Source organism: Cytobacillus sp. FSL R5-0377, assembly GCF_038004385.1.
Classification (GTDB): domain Bacteria; phylum Bacillota; class Bacilli; order Bacillales; family Cytobacillaceae; genus Cytobacillus.
Genome location: NZ_JBBORA010000001.1, coordinates 3,724,550 through 3,750,746, shown reverse-complemented (window position 1 = coordinate 3,750,746; position 26,197 = coordinate 3,724,550). Strand labels below are relative to the sequence as shown.

Below are 26,197 nucleotides of genomic sequence, written 5' to 3'. Positions count from 1 at the left end.
CTGAGGAAGGGCACGCGATGTCCTTCCTTTTTCACTTTTAGAAAAGCCTATTTAGCCATAGACTTAAATGCATCAGGATTATAGCCGATAACAAGCTTATCTTCGTTTGTCAGAATCGGCCTACGCAAAAGTTTTGGCTCCTTAATGACCATTTGCACCACTTCAGATAAAGTTAATTCCTCAAGGTTCTGTCCCAATTCTTTATAGGTCTGGCTTCGGGTCGCGAGAAGCTCATCTAGTCCGCTTGTGGTTAAAGAAAGGATCTTCAATAGTTCTCTTGATGATGGAGTCTCCCTGAAGAGATGCCTTTCTTCAAAATCAATAGAATGGGATGTCAGCCATTTTTTCGTCTTTCTGCAGGAAGTACAGCTGGGATATGTGAAAAATGTCAATTGGCTCATACCTCTTCACCTCACAAATTCATAATTTAACTTAAATTATTTGTATAATATTTGTACAATCAATGTATACACATATAAGTAAATAATTAAACTTCATTTGTGAACATTTTCTAAACTTATAGTGAATAAAGTGTTAACCTTAAACGGCTGTATTATAATGGAAGCAGGCCGGGAAGGCGCCAGCAGAGTTTTTATTGACAGCTGATGACCTCGGGAATAAATAACCCTTTTGAGGTGACAATAAATGGAGCAAACATTAAAAATAACAAATGTGTTATCCGATTCAACCCGCTATTATATTTATCAATATATAACCAAGAGACATAAAGATGTTACCGTACAGGAGATTGCAGATAATTTCAGCATCCATCCCAATGTTGCAAGATTGCATTTATCCAAGCTGGAAGATGTAAACATGCTTGTTTCTGAAACAAAAAAAACCGGCAAAGGCGGAAGGCCCAGCCGATTATACCGGTTATCTGATGATGTAGTTCAGCTTCATTTCCCTTACAGGGATTATCAGCTGCTGGCCAAAATAGCCATGGAAAGTATGCTTGAGTTAGGTGAAGAAGGAAGAAAAGCCCTGTATTCGACGGGGAAAAAGTTTGGCAGCGAGCTGATCTTGCAAGAGCTTAAACGGTATGGAAACATAGATAAACTTACTTTTGACCAGAAACTGAACATCTTAAAGCATGCTGCCGATTTGTCAGGATTCCATCCAGAATTTGATGCCAATGATGAAAGGACCATCGTCTATTTTCAAATTTATAATTGCCCATTTAAAGAAGTTGCAGCCCGGCATGCAGAGCCAGTGTGCAATATGCACTATGAATTTTTAAAGGGAATGTTTGAAAGTCTGTTTGAATCCATTCAGCTGGTGGAAAAGCAAAATATGTTAACCGGCTGTGATTCATGCGCATACAAAGCAATAGTAGGAAATTAATGTCATAAAGGGAAAATCTGCGGATAAAGACCATTCTTAAAGCAGGCACAATGCATTTTGTCACGCCCTTTTCTTGACTATTTAGAAACCATTATTTACTTTTATTAAGCATTTACTTTATAATATTGTAGTGATGGACTTGTAAGGGTAAAAGGAGGGATACATATGGATCGTATGTACAGAGTATTAGGATTCTGGACGGGAATATTCGCTGTAATGTTTTATCTTGGCGATATGTATACAACGTCCTTGATTTTCTTCGGCCAAACAGGATTTTTCCTGCTTTTAAGCTACTTAAAGCTTTCCGAACGTATGTATATTTATGTTTTTGGAGCATACTTAACTGTTTTCTTCGTAGGCTTCACTTACTGGTCAACATTTATGATGACACCTGGCGCGGGCGGCCACTAATAGCCGATAAAAAAGCGATGAATCCATCGCTTTTTTATTTTTTCCCTATATTCTTTGCTTGAAGGACTAGATGAAAAGCTGTACTCATACCTGAGGACATTATCAGACTTCTGATTGCCCTGTTTCTTTTGCTGATGGGTGAAAACGGATTAGGATCATAATGATCTTCAAGCTCCTGTAAAATGCCTGCAGACAGCAGGAACTCATCCTGTCTCATTTTATAATGAAAATCCAGGCCTTCTTTCTCTCCCATCCGAATCAGGGAATCAAAATGAATATGGCTGGTTATATCCATCTCGCCAGGGTGCTCGAGTACATCATTAATTAAGGAATGCTTATAATAACCTCTGAGACTTCCATCCCTTCTCATTGGCTCTTGCCATTCTTCATTTGTATAGCCATAATCAGCAGTCAGCACCAATCCTTGAGACAGAGCAGCAGACAAACTCTTAATCATCTGCTCCATTTGCAGAGGGATTTCAATTCTTTGGCCATTGCTAAGTGACAAACCGCTTTCTTCAAGGAACAAGAAAATCTCTCTATTTGTTAATGGCACAGTATTTTCTGCAAGCTTTCCTTCTTTTACGGTTACCATAATTTCATACAATTGATCATTCCTATTTTCAACAACATGTACAGGCAATGCATCAAACAGCTCATTTGAAAATATCAGGCCGCAAAATGGAGTGATCTCATTCCAGCTATCAATTTGTCTGATCTGTTCGGAAAAGACAATCTGCTCCTGCTGCAGTTTCCTGTGATAGGGACTGGTTTCAAAAATATAGTAATGAATCTCTTCATCAGAAATAAGTTTCCACTCATCAAGGAAAGCTTTCGCAAAGCGCCCATTACCGCCACCGATTTCACAGACATGAAAAGGCAGCTTATATTTCCCTGCCATTCGCTGAAACCACTTCGATATAGTTCTTCCATATATATCAGACACATTGCTGGATGTAATAAAGTCTCCCCCAGGCCCAATTTTTTCCGTTTCTTTCATATAATAGCCGTATTCCGAATGATAAAGGGCCTGCTGGATATAATCAGCATAGCTGATCATTTTTTGAGGAGTATTTTCTATATAATCAATTATAAAATTCAGCATATTGACTCCCTTTTCGAATAAAGAATCTGGATTTTCGGAAACAGCTATTTTACACAGTTTCCACTATTGACATAGGTTTTTTCCTGATATATTGTTATTGTAGTAGCTTAACTATATCCCCTCCCATTTTATATGAATAAAACATCCCCCAGAAAAGCCCTTCTCTTTGGAGAAGGGCTTTTCTATTTCCCAATCAGAACCCATTGAGGAATGGATTTGAATCCATTTCCCTGCCAATTGCCGTAACCGGTCCGTGACCAGGAAGCACTTCTGTTTCTTCAGGCAAAGACAAAAGCTTATTATGGATACTATCAAGGAGCTCTTGATGGTTACCGCCCGGAAGATCTGTTCTTCCAATGCTGCCGCTGAACAGCGCATCACCGGCAACCACAAGGCCAGCATCTCTAAAATAAAGAGAAATGCTCCCTGGCGAATGACCTGGCGTCTCCAGAATTTCAAAGGTAAATTCACCTATGCTCAACTCTTGTTCTGCTGTTATAATATGATCAGCAGGCCTTGCTTTTATCAGCTTGCCTATTCTAAACAGGTGAGAACCATTTAAGGCTGGATCAGGAAGCCATGCTGCTTCTTTTTCATGTATGTATACAGGTATAGCAAATGCATCTCTTATTTCATCCACAGCGCCAATATGGTCAAAATGGGCATGTGTAAGAATAACAGCCAGAGGTTTCAGTCCTTTTTGTTTGATAATACTGCTCAGTTTTCCACTCTCTTCACCCGGATCAAAGATTAAACAATCTTTGTTTTCATTCGAAAGGACATAACAGTTTGTTTGCAATGGGCCTAGAGGGATCTGATTCCATTCCATTGCCTACACCTCCAATGTTGATTGATTTGTATATTATTTTACACTATATCAGAATGAAATGCCTTATATCTGGAAAAGGAGCATAACATGAAAATCCTTTATGGCGTTGAAGCCGGCTATATTATTCAAGATGTGCCTGAATTCATGAACTTAATAAAAAATAACACTGAACTATTCGATTTTCAGCAGAGCATTTTTCTGTTTGCAGAGAGGACTGATGCTGAATTTACCAAAAGCGTCCTCACCGATGCAGGTCTTTTTGAAGAATTATTTATACTCTGCTACATAAAATCCGGTGTAAAAGGAGAAACTTTTGAAGACTTTGCGATTGAAACAGAAAGCGGAGTCTGCCTGTTCGCCGAGCACCTTAGCGCCTTCACTATAACCGGTGGCAATAAAGAAGATATCCGGATGGCTGTCCTTCAATTTCATGAGCATTTAGTCTTTACCGCGAAAGGTGAAAAAATGCCAGCAGTTTATTTTTCAGAACTTCACCTAAAGGAGTTAATAACCGGCATTGCTCATGCATATGACATACAAGTGTCATTTTTAGACCTCGACAAACAGAAGAAAAAAATATAAAATAAAGGACGAATGTATATACTTGGGTTTTTACATAATGGGTATATAACCTGAAGAATGATTTTCATATGGCTTTTGCCTGCTGATCACAAATAAAGGGGGCTGTTTTAATGGGATTACCAATCATTTTTGCACTAGTTGCAGTTCTTGCAGCTTTTGGTGCATTTAGCGCACTGAAAAACAAGAACTTCCTTGGCCTGGTGTTTGCTGTAGGGACACTTGCCGTTTTCGGATGGTTCTCTGTAATGACCATAATTAACAGTGGATATCCTGCTGTTCACTAAGAAATAAAAGGGCTTCCCTCTGTAGGGAGCCCTTTTATTTTAGCCATTTAGCCGGGTTTCAACTCTTTGGACCTTTTCTTCCATTTTCCTCTTAACATCTCTTCTGTCATCAATACGGATATTTGTCGCCACTCTCATTAAGCCTTTTTCAAACGGGACTTCATGCATGGCCTGTATGACTTCAAACAGGTCAGGAAGCTCCCCTTCAATAATTGTATTCATGGGTGTCAGCTGAAATCGGATTCTGCCGCTTTCCTCATATTTTTTTAACACCCGCTGTATATCTGCCACATAGCTGCTGACACTTGGTGTTTCTGTTCCTATTGGAATGACTGTAACATCTGCAATTGCCATATTTCTGCTCCTTTACTTGCTTAATTACTCGCTTTGTTCAACTAATCGTATGACCTCTTTTCTATCGGTCATTATCAGTTCCTCAAGATAGAAACCTGTTAAACAGGCTTTTCCGTCTGGTGAACAGCTGAGCGGTGCATTTTCCATACCTTCGAGCAGCACTTCCTTATCGCCGGTTTGACTGTCAAACGATATCAGCTGAAATCCCCCTGCATACATATCACTTTCAGCGCTATACAATGGCTGAAAAGTAATGATCCCTCTGGGAGTCCAGTCATAATACGGCACCAGCCAATCCGAAAACCTTGTCAAATGGGGAATCGAGAAGGAAGACTGCTCATTAAATTGATTATCCATAAAAGTATACAGTGCCTGGTCTGATTGATTTGCCGGCACAGTAATAGTCAGTAGCCTGTCCCTTGCAGCATCGAATTGAAAAATGTCTTCCTCAACCAGTGTTTCATTATCTCCATCAATTGTCTGTTTAACAAGCGGTGCAAAAAGTGACGGGTTTTCATTATCCCAATCAAGAAAAAGCAGATGATTTGAATCCCCCCATTTGGCAAAAGGCTCTCTTAACTTTAATTCTCTGAATGTACCTTCTGCAATATCAATATGGTAGGTTGTAAAGTCCCAGTCTTCAGTAAATGAAGCAAAGAATATCGACTCTTCATGATAAGGGTTCCACTCAACAGCAAAATCAAAGCCTGTAATATTTTCCTCCCAGACAATTTTTCCATTTGATTTGATAACCGTTAAGGCTGCGTCATAAGTGCCGGGTGAAGACCGAATCAAAATGTATTTTCCCATTGGGCTTACGGTTACGGACGCAATCGGATGCGAACTTTCGTAGAGAAGTTCCTGGTCACCTGAAAACAGGTTATAAGCAATAACTTTGGAAATTGCTCCATCCTTTACAGTGTAAACTAGCTGATCATTGCTGAGCCAGCCATTTGCTCCCTGAAATTCCCCGTCTTTAATATGAATCGTTTCAATGGTCCTGATTTCAGTCTCATCAGGCGGTGCGGATGACTGTGGTGGTTCATTTTCCTGATCCTTATTCTGCCCCATCTCAGCTTTTTCTGGCTGTGCACAGCCGGTTATTAAAAATAAAGAAATAAGCATAATTAAGAACAAAAAAAGAAACTTCCATTGATATGTAGATTTGGTGTTTAACAAATCCGCACCTCCTTTTCTCCCTAATAATAAGTACGTAAACTGCAGGGAAATGTTTCAATAATAATAGAATTAATAAGCTTAATAGGAAAAAGCCGTCTTTCCGTCTTCAGTTTGGAAAAGCGGCCTGTTTCCATAGAACTATCCATAGAACTTTTGGCTTAGTGAAGTTAGTATGATAGTAATTTTAATGTCTGCTTGATTAAAATACAATACAGAATAAAATTTATAAGCTGATTTTTTCACATATAAAGCGATGCAAGAAAAATGCCCAGCACTTCTTCATAAATATCATCATACTGTGACAAGGGCAGCGGATTAATGCCTCTGCCCAATTCAATTGTGAATCCAGGCTTCCTGAATTCCTGAATAAACCAATCCTTATAACCCGCAAAGCTATCAATGTACCGGACTGCCTTATATCCGCTTACACGCTCGAACTCTTGCGCTATAACCTCTGATTCCGGCGGCTCCATTCCCTCATATCCCCAATAAAACTCTGCACCTTGTGTATGGAATGCCAGCATCCGATCGAATTGATTCTTATTTGCCAGTTCCGCCATTGCTATGGCTTCCGGTTCTGTTAACGGGGCTTCGCCAAGATAATCTCTTGGTGCCGGACCGCTTTGTTCACTTCTCTGTTTCTCGAATTCCCATTTGGCAGGAAACTGATTATTCAAATCAACCCCTCTAATATTGGCCTTCCAGCCTGTAAAATCTGTGCTTCCCCTATTTATTTTGATAACTTCCTCCCTGACTTCCGCTGGAGGCCCGTTCAATACCAGGTCAACACCATCAGGGTTAACCATCGGAACTATGGAAAGGTCGACGGAATTATACAGGGGCATTGTTGAAATTCCTCTTATTGGCCGGACATTTGTAAGAGATAAAAGAAAACTGTTCAGTAAAGCCATTAATATTGGGGTTGTAATCCATTCATTCGCATGAAAGGATGCATTGATGTGCACTTTCTTAGTTCCTTTACCTAACCGTATTTCCTGAATTGGCTTTCCAAGAACACTGCGTCCAATTGTATTTACTTTTATAAACGGATAAATATCTGCCAGCATGGAGATATCGGCTGTTAATGCTTTATAATCATACTCTCTCCTGCCTGATACAATTGGGGAAATAACGCGCCTCGGCAGTTTAATAGCCGTACCAGGAATCAGACTGTTCGGATTAAGGGATTGATTAACCAGGAGAAGAGCATCCACTGAGAGGTTACGGGAAGAACTCAGCTTCCAAAAAGTGTCACCTGATTTAACCGTATAATTTTGCAATGTAAAGCCGGGAATATTAATTTCGCTGCCTATTTTTAGTGATGCAGGATTAATCCCGGGATTAGCATCAGCAATGAGATTAACAGGCATCATAAAGAGCTGGCTATAATACCATAATGAATCTCCTGAGCGGACTTTGACTTTCATCTTTCTCCCCCTTTCCATCATTTCAATTTTATGAGAAAAAGAAAAAAAGATGACTGTTTAGCTGTGTAAAAGTGAGCAGCTGATTTTAATCCAGGGGTCTGCTTTACCTCAATACATCCACTTTTTGAGTAGGCTTTTTTAGTATTAATTGCTGTTTTATCCTTCTCTAAGCGCTGCCCGTTGATTTCCGCTCTCCAGGCCGCTCGCTCCAATCAATTCAGTGAATTAGAAACAAAGCAGCAAACCTTGTGAAAACACCCTTTATGAAAAAGAAAAAGCACCTGGGCATCAGGTGCATTCCTCTCAATTTACTTATTTTTTGCCAGCCAAGCTGCCCCAATTACTCCAGCATCATTGCCCAGTGTCGCAATATCAATGACTGTAGACTCCTTCACCCGTGGAAACGCAAATTTAACGAAATTTGCAATAACCGGTTTAAGCAGGATATCCCCTGCTCTGGAAACTCCACCGCCCAATACTATTTTCTCAGGATTTAACGTATTTGCGATATTGGCCAATGCCAATCCAAGGTGCATAGCTGTATTATTGACTGTCTGAAGTGATGTTTCATCCCCATTCCTTGCCGAGTCGAAAACATCTTTTGCAGTAATAAACCCATTTTCTTTATACAATTGAGATAGAGTGCCTTCTCCGCCAGATTCCAGGTTTTCAAGAGCCTGCCGGACAATTCCTGTAGCAGATGCAATGGTTTCGAGACAGCCCGTTTTACCGCAATTGCACTGAGCTCCGCCAACAGGAATGGATGTAATGTGGCCTATTTCACCAGCAGCCCCGCTTACTCCCTGTACAATATCACCGTTGGCAATTACACCCCCGCCGACACCTGTGCCAAGTGTTACACACACCAGATCTTTAGCGCCATTTCCGGCACCCTTCCACATTTCCCCAAGTGCAGCACAATTAGCATCGTTATCAATGATGACCGGGAGTGATGTCTCTACTTCAAGCAAGTCCTTCAGCGGGTAATTATCTCGCCAGCCTAAATTAACAGTGTTATATACAACACCCGTTGCCAGATTTACGGGACCTGGGGCCCCCATTCCAATGCCAATAATTTTATCCTTGCTTAAATCCAAATCTTCCAATTTTTGATCGATGGCTTTCGCTATATTTATTGTAATATTTTTCCCTTCTTCACTGTTATCCGTGGGTATTTCCCATTTATGAATGATTTCCCCATAGTAATTGATAAAAGCAAGCTTTGTTGTTGTTCCGCCTAAATCTACCCCAACCAGCCATTTTTCTGCCAATCTCCATCACCTTTTCTCTATTTATTCTCTTTAAGTTTCTGAATTTCAGTCCTCAGGATCAAGACGCCGCTCTGATAATCTTTGACATCAATAAGCTGGGAATCATATAGCTCTTTTAATTCAGCTGCCATAAGCTCCAAGTCAGCTTCACGATCCCCTATGTAGATGATAGTCCCATATTTCTTAAGAAACTGCTGTATATCATAAATGGTTTTCATTCTGTACCTCTGCCTTATCAATAAGTTTATACCACATTAAAGTATAATCTAAAATCCTCCCCTTCTCAAGATAGAGAAGCTCCAGGAAAGATGTAAGATTTCTTGAATTATGTAAAAACCCCTTCCACGCCAGGAAGGGGTTTTATTAGAATCAGCGGTCGGGGTCCTTGGGATGCAGGAAGCGCGGCCGCCTGTTCTTCAATGGTATTGGTGATCTTAGCAATACATCCCTGAATGCTCTCAGATTGAAAGGGATGAATGGCCACAAATAGGGCACACCAAAAGACTTCATTCTGGCAAGCATGATTATCATCAGCAGGATGCCAACAACATAGCCGTAGGTATGGAATATACTGGTTGATATCAGCAGACCAATTCTTAATAGCCTGTTTGCCAGGCTCATTTCGTAGCTTGGGGTTGAAAAGGTACCGATTGCCGCTATCGCTAAATAGAGAATGACTTCATTAATAAATAATCCCACTTCAACTGCTACCTGACCAATCATCAGGGCCGCCACCAGCCCCAATGCAGTGGCCAGGGCAGAAGGAGTATGGATCGCTGCCATTCTCAGCATATCGAGACCAAGCTCAATCATCAGGAACTGAACGACTAATGGAAGCTCCCCCGTTTCATTGGGCCCGATATAAGATAGCACATCAGGAAGCAGCTGCGGCTCTATTGCAAATAAGTACCATAATGGCAAAAGGAAAATGGAAGCCCATACAGCTAAAAATCGGACAAATCTCAAATAGGCGCCTACAAGCGGCTTATTCCTGTACTCCTCAGCATGCTGCAAGTGATGCCAGAAGGTAGTCGGTGTTATGATAACACTTGGCGAGCCATCAACAATAATGCAGACATGTCCTTCATAAAGGTGGGTCGCTGCCGTATCAGGCCTTTCGGTATACCTTACCATGGGATACGGATTCCAATGCCTGCCTGAAATGTATTCCTCTATTGATTTTTCGGCCATCGGCAAACCATCAGTATCAATTTTTGAGATAGCCTCCTTTATTTTCTTCACCATATCCGGGTCTGCAATGTCTTCAATATAACTGACAACCACATCTGTCTTGGAACGCCTGCCCACCTGCATATATTCCATGCGAAGTGTCCTGTCTCTAATCCTTCTTCTCGTTAAAGCTGTATTAAAAACCAGCGTTTCTACAAACCCATCCCTTGAGCCGCGGACAACACGTTCAATATCCGGCTCCTGTGGACCCCTTACCGGATATGTACGGGCATCAATAAGAATTACTTCATCAATACCATCGACTACTAGAGCAGTCGGCCCTGCCAGTACCATATCCACAACTTTATCAAGGTCATCGGTTGTTTCAACCTCAACGTATGGTATATACGTTTTTATCAGTCTGGAAAGTGTATCTCCTTCGAGCTGTTCTGCATCCAGGCCGGCAAGCATTTTCATCAGATAATGCAAAATGTCATCTTTTACAAAGCCGTCTACCAGATATAAAGCCATTTCTCTTTCTGCATATTCAACATCAAGCTGAATCACATCAAAGCTTTTATCTACACCCAGAGCATCTCTAAGATATTCAATATTATCTTTCAGAGAATCCTTTACAGGCTCTCTTCTCGCTTTCTCCAAAATCCCCACCTCAGCATTCTGTTCCATTCTTTTCCTTGCATACTATTCAACATCATTGACATGCAAAAAAAAAATCATACCAATGAATGGCATGATTCATGAAAATTCACAGGGAAATGCACCTGCTATTTCCCAGGAAGTAAGCTGAAAATTCTGGTAATATCACTCTATTTGGTTTAACAGCTTTTGATAATCCTCCTGATCCGGATGAAGATCAGCAGCCTTTTGGGCATGATTTCTTGCTTGATCCGGCTGCTTTTTGTCTAAATAAATTAGCGCCAGATTATAATGTGCTTCATGAAAAGAAGGGTCTTCCTTAATGACACGTAGAAGGTGCACTTCTGCCTCTTTTAATTTCCCCTCTTTTATTTCAGCATATGATAATAGAAAATAGGCTTCCGGTGAAGCATTCCCTTCTTCAATAAAATCAGCCAGCATTAAACGGGCCTTTTCAAACTCTTCATTCTTAATATGTTCTTGGGCCATTACCATAGCAGTCTGTTCATTTAATAATCTTCCCGGTTCATCGAATCCATATTTCAGCAAGCCGGCTGCCAGACAGAATGATCCAGCTAAAAACAGCAGCTGAAGCAAGGGTTTTTTCTTCCTGGGAAAATGCACAATGCCAGTAGCCAAAAAACCGCCAATTAGCCCTCCTATATGTCCAGCATTATCAATTCCCGGAATGGTAAAGCCAAATGCAAGGTTGATTCCTAATACAACAAGTATATTAAATCCCATGGTCCTGAAAAAAAGGCTTGGATAAATGAGACCAAAATATAAAAGTGCTCCAAAGCAGCCAAAAATTGCTCCGCTTGCCCCTGCGGAAAGTGTAGGACTAAAAACAAAACTGGCTAATGTTCCGCCAAAACCAGCAGCCAAATAGATAAATAGGAATCTTATGTTTCCAAACACCCGTTCCACTGCTGATCCAAGATAGAATAAAGCAAGTGTATTCATTAATAAATGCAGCAGTCCAATATGAAGGACAATCGGAGTTAAAAACCTCCACCATTCCCCATCAAGAATTAATGGATTAAATTTAGCCCCATACTTAATTAAAGTTGCTGTATCCTTACTGCTGCCCATTGCTTCCATGAGTAAGAATAAAGCAACTTGAATACCTATAAATATATAAGTAAAAAAGGGCTTCCCAATGTTAAACATTTCCTTTTCTTTTTTTGCTGTTTTCACCGCTTTAGAAAGAGCAGCATGCTTTAGGGCATCAACATCCATTTCCGTATAATTTCCATCAGGAAAAGTTAGCGGTTTTTCGAAAATCTCTTCAACCTCGTTCAGGCTTCCAGTTTTTCCGGATTCAATGATCATAGTTTGAACAGAGGCTTTCCCACTTTCAGGCATGAAGGGGTCTGTGATGCGGAATTCATAGTCATCAACAGGGAGATATGCTGAAACATATATATTTAAAACCGGCATTTCCCTTTTTCCAAGCTGCTTCCTGACCGATTCCGCTTTTTGAGCAGTCACTTCAATATCCCGCTGCATCCAATTGCTCCAGTCAAGATTATATTTTAAAAGCCTGATCGCCTTTACAGTTTTATCCTCCATTTTTTCAAGCCATAATTCATCCTGATCTCCAGATAGCTGAATCATTCTGTACCCGTGGTCAGATATGAAATAATCAGCAAGTTTCCAAAATACATAATCCTCTTGAACGGCCAATTCTTCCCCCACTCTCTATATGTTGCAATAGTTACTTTACTTTATTTAACTATAGGCAAAAAAGGAACCTTTTGTAAAAGAAAAAGCACCTAAAGATTTAGGCAAAATAAAAGGCTCTTTTCGTATAAATTATTGTTTTCGCTTATCAATGTTGTCCGTTGATTGCAGCGAAGGGATGCTCGCTGCAATCAACTCAATAAATATAATTTAAATAGCAACAAACTTTGCGAAAACAGCAAAATAAAAAGACCTTTTACGGTCTTTTTACTTTATGATTGCCGCCCTTCAGATGGCCCGGAAGAAAAAACAGAGCTCATCATCCTGTCGCGGACTAGCGGAAAACTCATGACTGAAGTAACCAGAAGCTTCCGCAAAAAGACATTTCCAAAAATTACATTTATCAATCGATAACGATTATGATAGGCAAAATAAGTACCGAGCCCAATCATAAAAATAGAAAGTAATCGAGACATTGAATTCCCTCCTCTTCCTTATTGTGAGAAGAGAGAATAATTTTTATCCATTCTCTAAAACAAAATAAATTTCACTATTAACTCAAGCTGATTAATTCTTCAATATTGGTGCCATCGTTTTCTTGAGAACATTAACGGAATGGGTAAACTGATTTTTCTCTTCGATGCTTAAGTGAAGTTCAACGATATCACGAATGCCGTTTCTGTTGACAATTGCAGGCACTCCAATATAAACATTCTCATGGCCATATTCTCCATCTAAGTAAGCTGACACTGTGAGGACAGAATTCTCGTTCTGGAGGATCGCTTTCGTCAGTCTCACCAGACCCATGGCTATTCCATAATAAGTCGCGCCTTTCCGCTCGATTATATGATAAGCTGCATCTCTGACATTAAGGAATAACTCATTAAGATCTTCCTGTCTAAAGTTCTCTTCTTTCTTCATCCAGTCTTCAATGGATTTCCCAGCAATATCTGCATGGCTCCATACAGGCAATTCAGTATCTCCGTGTTCACCAATAATATAAGCATGGACATTTCTCGCATCGACTTTAAAGTATTCTCCGAGCAGAAATCTGAATCTGGCTGTATCCAATATCGTTCCAGATCCGATTACTCTTTCTTTAGGAAGCCCGGAATACTTCCAGACAGCATAGGTGAGAATATCCACTGGATTTGTCGCAACCAAAAATATGCCATCAAAACCGCTGTTCATGACATGATTAACTATTTCTTTAAAGATTTTAGAGTTCTTTTCCACAAGGTCCAGGCGGGTCTCTCCTGGTTTTTGATTCGCTCCAGCAGTTATGACAACCAAATCAGCATCTGTGCAATCGGAATAATTTCCATACCAGATTGAAGTTGGAGAAGGGGCAAAGGGCATGCCGTGATTCAAGTCCATGGCATCTCCTTCAGATTTATCTTTATTTAAATCAATCAGAACCAGTTCCTCAGTAACACCTTGATTCAAGAGTGCAAACGAATAGCTTGATCCAACAAAGCCAGTTCCGATCAGCACCACTCTGTTTACCCGATTATTCATAATAACTCCCCTTTACTTTATTGTATAGAGAACTGCAAAGTCCCTTTATGCCAATAAGATATATAGAAGCATTCCCACCGAGGCAGAAGCTAAACCTGAAAAAAAATTAACAAAATCATTATCTGCAAAATTCCAGCCTTTTACCAAAATGGCCGGCTGTCCGCAATGTTCTGATGCCTCCACGTTTGACCTGCATGCCAGGCACTTGTATTCAGCCTGAAAATAAGCACCTGATAAAGAGTCAAGCAAATTCCCTGTAAACCCAAAAGTGCCAACCAGCAGAACCTCATATGTTGATAGGGGAAAAAGCATATATGCCAGAAGAGCAATTGTAAAAGAACCTGACAAAGCTGCAATCGTTCCTAGAGAGCTGACAGCACCGGAGGTACCTGTTTCGATTGCTTTCCACGTCTTCAATGAAATGGGGGGTTTTTGACTTAATGAGCCAATTTCTGATGCCCATGTATCTGAATTTGCTGCTGCCAGTCCGATAAGAAAGGCAATCAGCCATGCCTGTGATGGATCCAGAAGATAGAATATGCTGGCAATAGCAGCTATGCCTCCATTGGCAGCAACCTGCCGCCAATCTCTTCTTGATCCCTTGGCATGCTTAGTTTCGAATTCCTTTTTTTTATGGCCTTTAAATTTTGACCAGAAGCTTGAGCTTGCAAAAAAGAACCCCAGGACAAAAAGGCCATCCAAACCAAACCCAAAGGCTGCTGCTGCACCTACAATGAATGCCGCTATACTGCCTGAAAGGGTCAGTAAGCGGAAATAATACCCGGCCAGCGCTGTGATTAATATAAAAATAATGATTGCAATAGATTCAAGCATTGCCAGATTCCCACACCTGCTGATTGGTAATAATCATTTCCACCGGCCTATCATGGTCTTCCACCGGAAAGCCTGTTATGAACTGCATTTCAAATGCCAGTGAAACCGTTCTTCCTTTATAATGCTCGAGAAAACGATCATAATAGCCTCCCCCAAATCCGAGCCGGAAACCGTTTTTCATATATGCCAGTCCGGGAACGACTAAAGTATCGATTTCCTCACTGAGGATTTCCTCCGTTTTTTCCGGATTCGGCTCCCATAATCCATAAAATACAGACTCCAAATCCATAAAGCTATTCAATTCACGAAATACCATTTGTTTGGATTCAGGTATGCATTTCGGTACAGCGACCCTTTTCCCTTCTTCCCAGGCTCTTCTGATAATTTGCCATGTGTCAGCCTCAGGTACCTTTGAAACTGTTATTCCAATTGTTTTGGCCTGTCTCCATAAAGGGCTGTTATAAAACCTGCAGGCAATTTGATAGGACAGCTGTTCATACTCCGGCTTGCTCAATTCCGTCATTTGATCCAGCATTTGCTTTCTAAGGAGCTTTTTATCGTTTTCCATATTAAAACCTCCAACAATAGTTACTATTGCAAAGTTCTCAATAACTTATCCAATAAAGGGAATGTTAACCATTAAAAAAATCAACAAAAAAAGCAGTAGGAATGATCCTACTGCTTATTTTGTTTCACGATGTGTAGTCGAACGCTTGTCTCTTGGGCAATATTTTTTAAGCTCAAGACGATCTGGATTATTTCGTTTATTTTTTTTAGAAATATAGTTACGATCTCCACATTCTGTGCAAGCTAACGTAATGTTTACACGCATGTAATTTCCCTCCAAACTATGTTCAAACTAGTTCGTTCATACGACTTTTCTATAATATCACTTTTTAAATCGAAATGCTAGTACGTTTTTTTAAAAGTATCCTCTTTCCCCCTGTCTATCAGCAGGCTATTATACTGAAGCATTTCTGATTTGCTGTTCCCGTTAATTATCCATGACTCCCCTTCTGCTGTTCCTCTTCCATTAAATACAGCTGTAAGGGCGATAATACTAATTGAGTTGCCCTGAGCCATAGGGTTGTACTTTAATGTTCCTTTCTTTTTGCAGCTCCATATCTGGTCACTGAAAGTGTTCCAGTATGGCTGAATTGTACACTCTTCCATTTTTTTGCCGTTTATCTGGCCGTTAACCAAAAATAGCTTGGAGTCAGCCATATGAAAGATGACATTTTCAGCAGGTGAAATGAAAGAAAGGTGTTCACGGGAAGAAAACTCATGCCTGTGCTGCAATAAAAGCTTAATCGTTCTGGGCTTGTTCGCATGGTTAGTAATATAGCTTCTAAAATACGAAATTTTAGAATGGATTTGTTCTGTTTTAATTTGAACAGAGATATTTTCATCAGGAAACATTTCTTTACTGTCATTTTCCATCCAGTAAGTTTTACCGTCTATCCGCAATCCGGGTATCATTCTCAATTTCCCGGCCGGCGCTTTCTCCATTTCCTCATAAACATCAGATTGAATCCAATTTAATGTATTCATTCCTATGCACCTTTTTCTATAAGTTTTTCAAACGTCCTTTTCAATGACAGATAATATATATCACACTAAATCTTCCAGCTTCCGGCTGATCAGGGTTTCTTGATATACTCTTTTGGTTTCATCCGCAATGCGTCTCCAGCTGAATAGGCTTTCTGCAACCTTTTGACCTTGTTTGCCAATTGTATCGGCAGCTTTAGGATCCTCCAAGAGAGTGAAAGCCTGCTCTGCAAAGCTATATGGATCTCCAGTGGCCATGAGCAGGCCGGTGTATTCATGTTGAACGATACCCTTTAATCCGCCTGTATTGGATACTATCGCCGGCTTTCCCATAATCATGGCTTCGAGGGCTACAATGCCAAATGGCTCATAGTAACTTGGAAAAACAGCGATTTCACACTTCTGAAACAGAGCTAATCTTTGCATGTCATTAATAAATCCTGGAAAATGTATGATATCATCGACTTTCAGCTCTCTTGCTTTTTTTCTGTGTGCTTCAAGCATAGGACCCTTGCCGGCAACGATCAGGTAAGCATCCTGATACTTCTCTTTAATCAAAGGCGCTGCCTCGATTAAGGTATCAAACCCTTTTTCCCTCACCATCCGTCCAATGGAGAATATCAGCCTTCCTCCTTTTTTTACTGAAAGTCCTTCTAATAAGCTGTCTGGATCATCAAGAAGTGTTTCTTTGCTGATACCGTTTGCGATAACAGATATTTTTTCGCTTGCAATTGAAAATTGATGAAGTACTTCTTCCTTCATATACTCGCTGCAAACAATAACCTGATCTGACCCATGGATCAGCTGCTCTTCTTTTGTATGGATAAATTTCTGCAATTCTGTGTAAATTCCATTATTTCTCCCATATTCTGTTGCGTGTATAGTTGTAATCAAGGGACAGTGTAAGCTCTCCTTTAAGGACAGGCCGCTTGCACCTACAAGCCAGTCATGTGCATGAATGATTTCAAAGAGGTGGGAGGATGACAGTTCAATGGCCTTTTGCTCCATCGCCAAATTCAATCCCAAAATCCAGTGCAGAAAGTTAGGATCCTTTTCATTTAACGGCTTTACCCTGTGTATATAGATACCGTTAATACATTCATAGCCCGGAAGTGTGCCAGGATTGGCAGTCAGAATATGAACCTCATAATCCTGTCTTAATCCTCCGGCAAGTCCATGCACATGCCTTGATAAACCGCCAACAACATGTGGAGGATACTCCCAGGTAAGAAGAAGGATTTTTGGTTTATCGTTAATGAAACTATTATTATTTAATTCAGAAATTCTCGAGTTAATCATTCTTTACCTGCTCCTTCACTGACTGATTCATAATACGTGTATGTACTCACATTCACAGTCCATTCAGGCTGAACCCCAGATTCGCTTTTTCCGTATGAATGGCAGGGTATTTCCTCTGAAGTATGAAGTGCTTCTGAGCGCAGTAAAGGGAGGAATTGAATATCTGTGATTTTAATGCCCAATTCCACACAGTACACTCGGTCAGGTTTGAGCCCTTTAAAGAGCCATTCAGTTTGCCCGGACAGGATTACCTCATGGTCACAGACTGAATTAGCTCCATCAAAAAGGACTCCGGTAACATCATAGATTCTTAAAGATTTTCTAAAAGCAGAGAAAGGCTCGTCCAAATATCGTGAGAGCATCTTCTCTTTCTGAGGTGATAATTCCCAGGATGCTATTACCCTATCATCTGTTGAGCGGGTTAATGCCAAACAATCTATTGATTGATTTCGCATAGGATTTACTTCAGCATTTAATTTATTCCCCGTAACCTCCCCGCTATCGCGCTTTCCTTTATTTTGGATAAGTTTGGTCCATTGATACTGCACTTTTCCTACTGTTGTATCAAGCTCACTGGCAATCTTACGAAAGGAAAGCCCCCTGCGTCGAAGTTTAATAATTTCATCTATCATAACGGCACCTCTTGCATTTATTTCATAAAACCATTCTATATGACAAAAAGCAAAATTTTATGACTATTTATATAACTTAATGTTATCACTGATATGAGTCGCCTACAATAAACGGAATTTGTCGCTTCTTGCGAATGTACATTCCTTCCCGATTATTCACAGGAAAAATTTTATAAACGTTTGCTGAGCTTCTTAATCGACAGGATTCCTCTGACAGGAATCTTTAAGTTTCACCTGTTTATGGAATATATATCGAAATTTGTCAATTTTGATGGTAAAATACATCTGTGCAATGAATAGAGGTGAGTTTTATTGGAATTAATCTTGCTGTCATTATTAGTCTTTTCTATAGGATTAATAATTCTTTCAGTATTTTTGAGAGATCCTTATAAAGAGCTGCGCGATGAAATGGACCAAATGTCCATGCAGCAGATCCAGGAAATTTATCAAATTAAAAAGAAATTAAAAGTATTGGAAGAAGAACTGCTGGTGGCAGATGAGCCATTTATTAAGCATGTTCCTTCAGAGCCTTCTGTTCATTCTGCAGAAAAAAGGGCAGTTCATGAAATCATAAAAAATCAGGTGATGCTCCTGATCAGGCAAGGGCTGTCAGTAGAACAAATTGCAAGACAATCATCCCTTTCTCCTGATGAAGTAAGGACTATCCAAACAGAAATGAAATTTAGGGGCCATAGCTATGAATAAACGAAATACCCGTGCATTTGCATTTGGCATTCTTATTGCTGTCGCAGCCTTTGGCACAGCCTATCTATTGAATAAACCGGAGCAATCGGAAGATAGAAAAATTGATGAAAACAGCGCAAGAAAATTTCTGGAGGCAAACGGCTATACAGTATTAACAAACGAAGAATATGCTCTCCTGCAGCAGACGGATGCTAAAGACCCAAATGAGAAAGAAGTTAATGAAGAAACTTCAGAGGAAAATACGGAGCAGGCAAAAGAGGCTCAGAGAGTCTTTCAGCTAACCATTGAAAGCGGCATGACTCCCGGTGAAATCGCGTTGCTGCTTGAAAAAGCAAGTGTTATTGACCAGGCAGCAGACTTCGGCAATTACCTGGAGGAATACGGGTACAGCCAAAAAATACAGCTTGGCACATTCGAACTGAACCATAATATGAGCTATAAAGAAATTGCAAAAATCATAACAAAAAGCTAAAAGGGTACAATTCCTTTTAGCTTTTTTGACTGTCTAGATCCAAAGCCTGTTAATTATTTAAATCATACTGGCGTCCTTTAACCAGGTAGAAGGTATGTTCAGAAATATTGGTCACATGGTCAGCTGCTCTTTCTAAATATCGGCAGACAAAAGACAGCTGGGTAATCTGAGGAAGGTATTCAGGTTTCTGCAGATTGATTTGCAGCAGATCTCTAATTGTTTCACCATAGAGATCGTCTACCTGATCATCCATATCGGCAACTTTTTTTGCCTTTGCTATATCTTCTTCAGTGAAAGCTTCCAGGGATAAACGGAGCATTTCAGCAGAGATATCGTACATTTTTTTTATATGTTCAATCGGCTTAATTAGCGGTTCAGATCCAATCCGAATGGCAGATTTCGCAATATTGACTCCAAAGTCTGCAATTCTTTCAATGTCTGTTGCGATCTTTATAGCCACAATGATGCGGCGGAGGTCAATAGCCACTGGCTGCTGTTTAGCAATTAACAGAATGGCTAGATCATTTATTTCTTCATATAATGCATCAGCCTGATTGTCGTCATCAATGATTTCAAGTGCCAATTCAATGTTTTGGGTTTCAAGCGCTTCAACTGATCTATGCAGTGCCTCTACAGCAAAATTGCCAATTTCTATAAGCATTTTTTGAAGCTCCTGAAGATCATATTCAAACCTTTCACGTACTGCCATCATTGTAATCCCCCTACCCCCATATATTTATGCCAGTCTGAATCATCATCATGCAATTAACCGAATCGCCCAGTGATATAATCTTCAGTCCGCTTATCTGAAGGAGTGGAGAAAATCTTATCAGTTTCAGCAAACTCGATTACTTCCCCATTTAAAAAGAAAGCAGTTTTATCAGAGATACGGGCTGCCTGCTGCATATTATGCGTAACAATAATGATACTGAATTCTTCCTTAAGCTCCTGCACGAGCTCCTCTACTTTTAAAGTAGAAATGGGATCAAGTGCAGAGGTTGGCTCATCCATTAAAATGACATCCGGTTCAATCGCAAGGCAGCGCGCAATGCAAAGACGCTGCTGCTGCCCGCCTGATAGGCCGTACGCATTCTGGTTCAGGCGATCTTTTACTTCATCCCAGATTGCAGCTCCTCTTAAGCTTTTTTCAACAATTTCATCAAGGATCCTTTTATCACGGATTCCATGTATTTTCGGTCCATATGCCACATTTTCATAAATGGACTTTGGAAAAGGATTGGGCTTTTGGAAAACCATGCCTACACTTGTTCTTAAATCTTCCACTTTAAACGACTTATCCAGAATGTCGCGGCCGCGGTATAAAATTCCGCCGGAAATCTTCACAGAAGGTACAAGTTCGACCATACGGTTCAGGGTTTTGATATAGGTGGACTTTCCACATCCGGATGGACCGATAATGGCCGTTACTTCATTTTCATGAACGGCCAGGTTAATATTCTTTAACGCATGGCCCTCACCATACCAAAGGTTAAGATCTTTTGTATGATAAACAACTTTGTTATTCTCATTAACTTTTTGGTTTAGGTTAGCTGTATGAATATTTGGACTGGTTTTTTCCATAACTGCAGTCATTATTTAAAACCTCCAGCTTAGTATCTTTTTTGGAATTTATTTCGGATCATTATTGCGATTGAATTCATCACAAACAAAACCATTAATAATATGACAATGGTCGCGGCTGCCAGGTTGGCATATTCCGCAACAAGAGCAGAGTCAACTGTCCAATAATAAATCTGGACCGGCAAAATCGTAAATTTATCAAAGACTCCATCAGGAACGGGAATTAACAATGCCGGAATGCCGATTACAACCAATGGCGCTGTTTCCCCGATTGCCCTGGACAGGGCAAGAATGACCCCAGTAAGAATTCCCGGAAGAGCTGCGGGAAGAACCACATTTTTAATGGTCTGCCATTTAGTCGCACCCATTCCGTATGAAGCTTCTCTTAAGAATTGCGGTACTGCCCGAATGGCTTCCTGGCTGGCAACTACAACTACCGGAAGAACCAGCAGCGACATTGTCAGACCGCCAGCAAGAACTACAGAACCCAAATCCAATGTTCTTGCAAAAACAGTTAAACCAAGAATCCCAAAAACAACTGACGGGACGCCTGCCAGGTTGGAGATGTTCGTTTTAATAAATGATGAAATACGCCCCTTTCCAGCATACTCTTCAAGATAAATGGCTGTGCCTACTCCAAGAATCATCGTGACAGGAGCAACAACAAGCATCAGCCAAAATGTTCCTGTTATGGCTCCCCAGATTCCAGCCCTTTCAGGATCCGTTGATAAGCGATTCATAAGAAAATCCATGTTGATCCAGCTTAATCCATCAGCGAGGACTCGATAGATTAATACAATTAACACAGCCAGGCCAAATAAAGTTGCTAAAAAGAAGAGTGTTTTTGCCAGATTATTTGCAAGCAGGCGGCTGCCCATCTTTTTTTGCACTTGATCCGAATCTACATATTTCATTTAATACTCCTCCCTGAACCTTCGAGAGATATACTGAGCGAGCAGGTTCATAACCAGCGTAAAAACAAATAATGTCATAGCAACTGCGTAAAGGCTGTAATATAATGTTGTTCCTGCGGCTGCTTCCCCGCCTGTTACTTCCACAATGTAAGCCGTCATAGTCTGCATGGACTGCGTTACGTCAAAGGTGAAATTCTTCGAACTTCCACTTGCTATAGTTACGATCATCGTCTCCCCAATTGCTCTTGATATTCCGAGCACGAATGAAGCAATGATGCCAGAAATAGCTGCTGGAACAACCACTTTCCAGGTTACTTCCAGCTTAGTGGCACCTAACGCAAGGGCTCCTTCCCTCATGGCATTTGGCACAGAGCTCATGGCATCCTCGGAAAGAGAGGCTACCATCGGAATGATCATAATTCCCATTACAATCCCGGGACTCAATATATTTGTAGGTTCAAGGCCAGGAATAAAAGATTTTAGTAAAGGTGTTACAAACGTAAAAGCAAAAAATCCATAAACAATGGTAGGAATACCCGCCAGGATTTCAAGTAGGGGCTTTAACGCCTTCCTTGTTTTTTCTGATGCATATTCACTTAAAAATATGGCTGTCATCAGACCCACCGGAATCGCAACCAGCATGGCTATTAAAGTGGAAATAATGGTTCCCGTCAGTAAGGGAAGAACACCAAAGACGGCATTTTCACCCAAAGGCTTTAATTGAGTACCTGTAAAGAAATCTATAAAAGGAACGTCTTTAAAAAAGGCGATTGTTTCCGTGATTAAGGTAAGGACAATTCCAATAGTAGTGAAAACTGAAATTGCTGCAATGCCGAATAATATTTTCGGTATTAATATTTCTGTGTAATTATTGACACTTCGAGATCTTTTCTTTTGTTGAATGATTTCTCGCACATTCAGCTTTTTTTTGTCATAGTGAACAGCACTTTTAGCCACGTCAAAACCCCTTTCAGCCTTCTCATCCAAAGAAGCACTCTTTACAAGCCCATCACAAGAAGATGAGAAAGCAAACTTCTCATCCTCTTATGACGGTACTTCTTCTTATTTCAATTCGTTCAAAGCATCAAGTGAAGCTTGGACATCTTTATCTGATAATGGCGCAAATCCAGTTTCAGCGGCAACATCCTGCGCATTCTCCATTGTATAAATAGCATAGTCAAGTACTTGCGGCTTTTCTTTCGCCATATTCGTATTCAGATATGTGAACACAGGTCGAGTGAATGGAGCATACTCTCCGTCTTCCTTGATTGTGTCCAATGATGGCTCAACAGGCCCATTGCCAAAGTCTATCTTTACTGCTGCCAATTTATCTTTATTACTATCATAGTATCCATAACCAAAGAAGCCGATGGCATTTTTATCTTTTGATACAAGATCCACTAACGTTGAGTAGTCCTGCTGTAAGTTGATATTTTCAGGAAGATCCTGCTCTTCAAGAATATTTTCAAACATAAATTCATACGTTCCATGGTTTTCATTTGGGCCATACGTTTTAATTTCATCGTCCGGGAAGTCAGGGCGGACATCTGACCATTTTTTCTTTCCTGCGCTTGCAAGGAAGATGTCGATAACTTCCTGCTGGGTAAGTTCAGTTGCCCAATCATTTTCTTTATTGATTACGATCGTAATTCCATCCAAAGCAACCTTCATTTCCTGTACATCAATGCCAAGCTCCTCAGCGGAAGCTTTCTCTTCATCTTTAATTTGGCGGGAAGCGTCGTTAAAATCTGTTCCGTCTTCTGCAAGAAACTTCTTAAAGCCTGCTGAAGTTCCTGAGCGGCTGACTTCTACAGAGACATTTTCCTGTTCTCCCATATAGTTTTCAGCCATGCGAGCCATAAATGGATAAACTGTCCCAGAACCGTCTATAACTACACTGCCCTCCAGCTCTTCACTGTTATCTCCATTCGCACTGGTGCCCTCATCTCCACTGCAAGCAGCTGTAAAAGCCATTACAGCTCCAAGCGTTAATAAAAGGCTCATTTTTTTAAGACGTTTCATTCCTGAATTCCCCCTAAGAAAATTGGTTGTTTTGTCCTACGTGTTTAGAATAAGGGTTGACTGTTAACCCGGTTTTAACCGAATGTAAAGCTTTTGTAAATGTGGGCAATTCTTGTGTAAATATGTCGAAGTGGCGTATAACTTTGAAGTAACTCTCTTCCCAATTATCAATAACACAAAAAAACTGTCTCCCTATTCGGGAGACAGTCCATCTTGCTTATTCATTCTCTTCATTTTCTCTGCGGGCATCTTCCTGCCCTTCGATTACTTCATCAATATTATTTACTTTTTGAACAGAATCCTTGCTGTTCTCGCCTTTCTTTTGACGCTCCTTTTTAAGCTCAAAGTAGGCATCCAGAACACGTTCACCGATTTTTTTATTTGCTCCATGATCTACGCTTCCCTGGTAGGCCCAAGGTACTAAAACAGCCATGGCAATCTCGGGATTATTTGATGGTGCATAGCCAACAAGGCTAAGATTCATGACTTCAGGAGGCTCTTTTCCAAATTTGCTGCGCTCAGGTCCATCGTAAAAGGCCTCAGCTGTACCTGTTTTACCAGCTGGTTTATACTCTTTGCCCCCAAAATTGGAATAACCTGTACCGCCGCTTTCCTGCATTACTCTGCGGAAACCTTCCTGCACACGGTCCATCCAGCCTTCTTCCAGTTCGACCCTATTAAGAACCTTTGGCTCCATCTCCTGAACAATAGGGCCAAGTTCATTGTTTTCCATTAATGGCTCACGGATTTCCTTTACGATGTGAGGCTCCATCCTATTTCCGCCATTGGCAATGACAGAAACATATTGTGCAAGCTGCATGTTGGAATAAGTATCGTACTGTCCAATCGAAAGGTCAAGCATGAAACCAGGCAAAACACTCATTCCTTTAAAGCCTGTTTGCTCATTTGGCAAATCAATCCCTGTCCGAACGCCAAGACCGAATTGAGCGAACGATTCCCTTACAGTACTAAAAGCTTTTTCATCTATCCATAATGGCTTCTCAAACTCATATCTCCCCCCGCCTATCCTGATGACGGTTTCGAACATATAAACGTTTGAGGAAAACTTTAGTGCATTAATATCATTTAAAGAGCCAAAATTTCTCCATGATTTTTTCACAGGTGTTCCTTTAATTTTTAAAGGACGATCATACAAAACGGTTCCGGGATTAATAGCCCCCGTTTTATAACCGGTAAGTATTGTAGCACCCTTCACAGCTGAACCGACATTATAAGTAGTTGTGATGTTGCCCAGTGCATCGTCCTGCATTTGAGACTGGCCTGTCTCTTTATCCTTCACAATCTTTTTGCCGGCCATTGAAAGAACTTCTCCCGTATGCGGGTCCATCAGTACTACATAGGCCCTGTCCAGTAAAGCTGTTCCTGCTGATGCCTTCGCTTTACGCAATTCCTCTTCAATGATTTTCTCAACTTCCTTTTGAAGATCCATATCTATGCTCAGCACAAGGTCCTTGCCTCTTTGACCGTCTGTGATGGGTACAGTTTCAAGAACATTCCCGGCTTTATCTGTAACGTTTTTTACTTTTGCCTTTTGGCCGTGAAGGACTTCTTCGTATTGCATCTCGATATAACTCTTGCCTACACGGTCATTGCGGCTATAGTCACGTGCCATATAGTATTCAATCTGTTCGGCCGGAAGACCTTCATCAGAGCTTGTTACTTTTCCAAGCACCGATTTCAAAGTATCTCCAAAGGCATAATACCTTTCCCAGTCGGTTGTTGTATCTACACCCGGTAAAATCTGCAGATTTTCGCTGACAACTGCAAATTCCTCAGGTGTTACTTTTTTATTCTTAACAATTTGAGGGGTCAAAGCATATCCGCTTGTAAATTCTCTGTAGATAGCAAGGACTTCAAGATCATCCTTTGTCAGTTCACTTAATTCCTCTTTAGTTATCCGGTCCAAAGTGAGCTGATAAATGGCCTTATCCAGTTCCTTATCCTTACCCTCATACTTCTTTTCAAGTTCGTCTTTATCTTTTTTAGTGACCTTTGCTTCTGCCTTATCAGGATTCTTCATGATCCAGTAATCCTTTTTATCCCGTTCCTGAACCTTTTTGGTATCTTTATCGATCAGCTTGGCCAGCCTCTCCGCCACCTCAAGCATTTCATCCTGCTTGTACCCATTATTAGTAAAGGTGATGGCATTTTGCGGGGTATTATCGACAATCACCTGTCCATTCCGGTCAAACATTTTACCTCTCGGCACAGGACTGTTAACTGTAACATCTTCCGTTCTTTCAATCTCACGCTTATAATCATCGCCATAAACAATCTGAACCATCCCAAGCCGGAGGATCAGTAATGAAAACAATAAAAACACAGCAAAGAAGAGCATATTCAGACGGAAAGGAA

At 40.6% G+C, this 26,197-nt stretch carries 30 protein-coding genes; 6 read left to right on the top strand and 24 right to left on the bottom strand.

Going from position 1 to position 26,197, the window contains the following annotated elements:
- Positions 1-47: 47 nt before the first annotated feature.
- Entirely contained in the window at positions 48-401 is a 354-nt protein-coding gene (locus NSQ49_RS19075; protein WP_251283694.1) for a Spx/MgsR family RNA polymerase-binding regulatory protein, read from the bottom strand.
- Positions 402-645: 244 nt separating this feature from the next.
- Here NSQ49_RS19075 and NSQ49_RS19070 point away from each other — a divergent pair, with 244 nt between their 5' ends.
- Positions 646-1,344, top strand: a complete 699-nt coding sequence (locus tag NSQ49_RS19070; RefSeq protein ID WP_251283693.1) for a helix-turn-helix transcriptional regulator — start codon at positions 646-648, stop codon at positions 1,342-1,344.
- A gap of 165 nt (positions 1,345-1,509) precedes the next feature.
- On the top strand, positions 1,510-1,755 hold the full coding sequence (locus tag NSQ49_RS19065; protein ID WP_009332938.1) for a DUF2626 domain-containing protein: 246 nt from the start codon (positions 1,510-1,512) through the stop codon (positions 1,753-1,755).
- Between the two features lie 34 nt (positions 1,756-1,789).
- Here NSQ49_RS19065 and NSQ49_RS19060 read toward each other — a convergent pair whose 3' ends face one another.
- Positions 1,790-2,860 (bottom strand): class I SAM-dependent methyltransferase, encoded by a 1,071-nt coding sequence (locus NSQ49_RS19060; protein WP_159865116.1) that lies wholly within the window; start codon positions 2,858-2,860, stop codon positions 1,790-1,792.
- A gap of 193 nt (positions 2,861-3,053) precedes the next feature.
- Positions 3,054-3,689, bottom strand: coding sequence for an MBL fold metallo-hydrolase (locus NSQ49_RS19055; RefSeq protein WP_159865113.1), 636 nt, complete (start codon positions 3,687-3,689; stop codon positions 3,054-3,056).
- Positions 3,690-3,776: 87 nt separating this feature from the next.
- On the opposite strand from NSQ49_RS19055, the gene NSQ49_RS19050 reads away from it, so the two are divergent.
- Complete coding sequence (locus NSQ49_RS19050) at positions 3,777-4,271, top strand: hypothetical protein (protein ID WP_159865110.1); 495 nt, start codon at positions 3,777-3,779, stop codon at positions 4,269-4,271.
- Positions 4,272-4,381: 110 nt separating this feature from the next.
- Positions 4,382-4,555: a DUF2759 domain-containing protein gene (locus NSQ49_RS19045; protein ID WP_009332942.1), complete on the top strand. Its 174-nt coding sequence runs from the start codon at positions 4,382-4,384 to the stop codon at positions 4,553-4,555.
- 39 nt (positions 4,556-4,594) lie between these two features.
- Here NSQ49_RS19045 and NSQ49_RS19040 read toward each other — a convergent pair whose 3' ends face one another.
- The 15 genes from NSQ49_RS19040 to NSQ49_RS18970 all read right to left on the bottom strand — a co-directional run bounded on the left by NSQ49_RS19040 (position 4,595) and on the right by NSQ49_RS18970 (position 18,127).
- A complete protein-coding gene (locus NSQ49_RS19040) occupies positions 4,595-4,909 on the bottom strand; it encodes an MTH1187 family thiamine-binding protein (protein ID WP_159865107.1) in 315 nt (104 codons plus the stop codon).
- Between the two features lie 24 nt (positions 4,910-4,933).
- Complete coding sequence (locus NSQ49_RS19035; RefSeq protein WP_251283692.1) at positions 4,934-6,088, bottom strand: YqgU-like beta propeller domain-containing protein; 1,155 nt, start codon at positions 6,086-6,088, stop codon at positions 4,934-4,936.
- A gap of 239 nt (positions 6,089-6,327) precedes the next feature.
- Positions 6,328-7,515: a M14 family metallopeptidase gene (locus NSQ49_RS19030; protein ID WP_159865104.1), complete on the bottom strand. Its 1,188-nt coding sequence runs from the start codon at positions 7,513-7,515 to the stop codon at positions 6,328-6,330.
- Between the two features lie 308 nt (positions 7,516-7,823).
- The gene (locus NSQ49_RS19025) at positions 7,824-8,786 is read right to left on the bottom strand and encodes an ROK family glucokinase (RefSeq protein WP_159865101.1); all 963 of its coding nucleotides are present in this window, start codon (positions 8,784-8,786) and stop codon (positions 7,824-7,826) included.
- A 17-nt stretch (positions 8,787-8,803) separates the two neighbouring features.
- Positions 8,804-9,004 (bottom strand): YqgQ family protein, encoded by a 201-nt coding sequence (locus tag NSQ49_RS19020; protein ID WP_159865098.1) that lies wholly within the window; start codon positions 9,002-9,004, stop codon positions 8,804-8,806.
- Positions 9,005-9,155: 151 nt separating this feature from the next.
- Positions 9,156-10,616 carry a spore germination protein gene (locus tag NSQ49_RS19015; protein WP_159865095.1) on the bottom strand — a complete coding sequence of 487 codons (1,461 nt, stop codon included), beginning with the start codon at positions 10,614-10,616 and terminating at the stop codon, positions 9,156-9,158.
- A 162-nt stretch (positions 10,617-10,778) separates the two neighbouring features.
- Entirely contained in the window at positions 10,779-12,299 is a 1,521-nt protein-coding gene (locus NSQ49_RS19010) for a rhomboid family intramembrane serine protease (protein WP_251283691.1), read from the bottom strand.
- A gap of 269 nt (positions 12,300-12,568) precedes the next feature.
- Positions 12,569-12,772 (bottom strand): hypothetical protein, encoded by a 204-nt coding sequence (locus NSQ49_RS19005; protein WP_159865089.1) that lies wholly within the window; start codon positions 12,770-12,772, stop codon positions 12,569-12,571.
- A gap of 91 nt (positions 12,773-12,863) precedes the next feature.
- Positions 12,864-13,814 carry an L-lactate dehydrogenase gene (locus tag NSQ49_RS19000; protein ID WP_159865086.1) on the bottom strand — a complete coding sequence of 317 codons (951 nt, stop codon included), beginning with the start codon at positions 13,812-13,814 and terminating at the stop codon, positions 12,864-12,866.
- 45 nt (positions 13,815-13,859) lie between these two features.
- Entirely contained in the window at positions 13,860-14,648 is a 789-nt protein-coding gene (locus tag NSQ49_RS18995) for a DUF92 domain-containing protein (RefSeq protein ID WP_159865083.1), read from the bottom strand.
- Positions 14,641-15,216 (bottom strand): 5-formyltetrahydrofolate cyclo-ligase, encoded by a 576-nt coding sequence (locus tag NSQ49_RS18990; RefSeq protein WP_251283690.1) that lies wholly within the window; start codon positions 15,214-15,216, stop codon positions 14,641-14,643. Before NSQ49_RS18990 ends, NSQ49_RS18995 begins: the two co-directional genes overlap by 8 nt.
- 114 nt (positions 15,217-15,330) lie before the next feature.
- Positions 15,331-15,480, bottom strand: a complete 150-nt coding sequence (gene rpmG / locus NSQ49_RS18985) for a 50S ribosomal protein L33 (protein WP_009332954.1) — start codon at positions 15,478-15,480, stop codon at positions 15,331-15,333.
- A gap of 77 nt (positions 15,481-15,557) precedes the next feature.
- Complete coding sequence (locus NSQ49_RS18980) at positions 15,558-16,199, bottom strand: hypothetical protein (RefSeq protein ID WP_251283689.1); 642 nt, start codon at positions 16,197-16,199, stop codon at positions 15,558-15,560.
- 60 nt (positions 16,200-16,259) lie between these two features.
- Positions 16,260-17,495 (bottom strand): glycosyltransferase family 4 protein, encoded by a 1,236-nt coding sequence (locus tag NSQ49_RS18975; protein ID WP_251283688.1) that lies wholly within the window; start codon positions 17,493-17,495, stop codon positions 16,260-16,262.
- A complete protein-coding gene (locus NSQ49_RS18970) occupies positions 17,492-18,127 on the bottom strand; it encodes a DUF4912 domain-containing protein (RefSeq protein ID WP_251283687.1) in 636 nt (211 codons plus the stop codon). Before NSQ49_RS18970 ends, NSQ49_RS18975 begins: the two co-directional genes overlap by 4 nt.
- A 312-nt stretch (positions 18,128-18,439) precedes the next feature.
- Here NSQ49_RS18970 and NSQ49_RS18965 point away from each other — a divergent pair, with 312 nt between their 5' ends.
- Both NSQ49_RS18965 and NSQ49_RS18960 read left to right on the top strand, forming a co-directional pair.
- On the top strand, positions 18,440-18,832 hold the full coding sequence (locus NSQ49_RS18965) for a hypothetical protein (protein ID WP_251283686.1): 393 nt from the start codon (positions 18,440-18,442) through the stop codon (positions 18,830-18,832).
- Positions 18,825-19,304 carry an endolytic transglycosylase MltG gene (locus NSQ49_RS18960; protein ID WP_159865071.1) on the top strand — a complete coding sequence of 160 codons (480 nt, stop codon included), beginning with the start codon at positions 18,825-18,827 and terminating at the stop codon, positions 19,302-19,304. The genes NSQ49_RS18965 and NSQ49_RS18960 overlap by 8 nt, the downstream gene beginning before the upstream one ends.
- Before the next feature lie 49 nt (positions 19,305-19,353).
- Here NSQ49_RS18960 and phoU read toward each other — a convergent pair whose 3' ends face one another.
- From phoU to NSQ49_RS18930, 6 genes are all read right to left on the bottom strand, one after another.
- A complete protein-coding gene (phoU, locus tag NSQ49_RS18955) occupies positions 19,354-20,013 on the bottom strand; it encodes a phosphate signaling complex protein PhoU (RefSeq protein WP_201306541.1) in 660 nt (219 codons plus the stop codon).
- 56 nt (positions 20,014-20,069) lie between these two features.
- A complete protein-coding gene (gene pstB / locus NSQ49_RS18950) occupies positions 20,070-20,897 on the bottom strand; it encodes a phosphate ABC transporter ATP-binding protein PstB (RefSeq protein WP_396398625.1) in 828 nt (275 codons plus the stop codon).
- 17 nt (positions 20,898-20,914) lie between these two features.
- Positions 20,915-21,799 carry a phosphate ABC transporter permease PstA gene (gene pstA / locus NSQ49_RS18945; RefSeq protein WP_159865062.1) on the bottom strand — a complete coding sequence of 295 codons (885 nt, stop codon included), beginning with the start codon at positions 21,797-21,799 and terminating at the stop codon, positions 20,915-20,917.
- Positions 21,800-22,756, bottom strand: coding sequence for a phosphate ABC transporter permease subunit PstC (gene pstC / locus NSQ49_RS18940; protein WP_159865059.1), 957 nt, complete (start codon positions 22,754-22,756; stop codon positions 21,800-21,802).
- Between the two features lie 105 nt (positions 22,757-22,861).
- The gene (locus tag NSQ49_RS18935) at positions 22,862-23,821 is read right to left on the bottom strand and encodes a PstS family phosphate ABC transporter substrate-binding protein (protein WP_251283685.1); all 960 of its coding nucleotides are present in this window, start codon (positions 23,819-23,821) and stop codon (positions 22,862-22,864) included.
- Positions 23,822-24,038: 217 nt separating this feature from the next.
- Positions 24,039-26,180: a peptidoglycan D,D-transpeptidase FtsI family protein gene (locus NSQ49_RS18930; RefSeq protein ID WP_396398658.1), complete on the bottom strand. Its 2,142-nt coding sequence runs from the start codon at positions 26,178-26,180 to the stop codon at positions 24,039-24,041.
- Between the last annotated feature and the right edge of the window lie 17 nt (positions 26,181-26,197).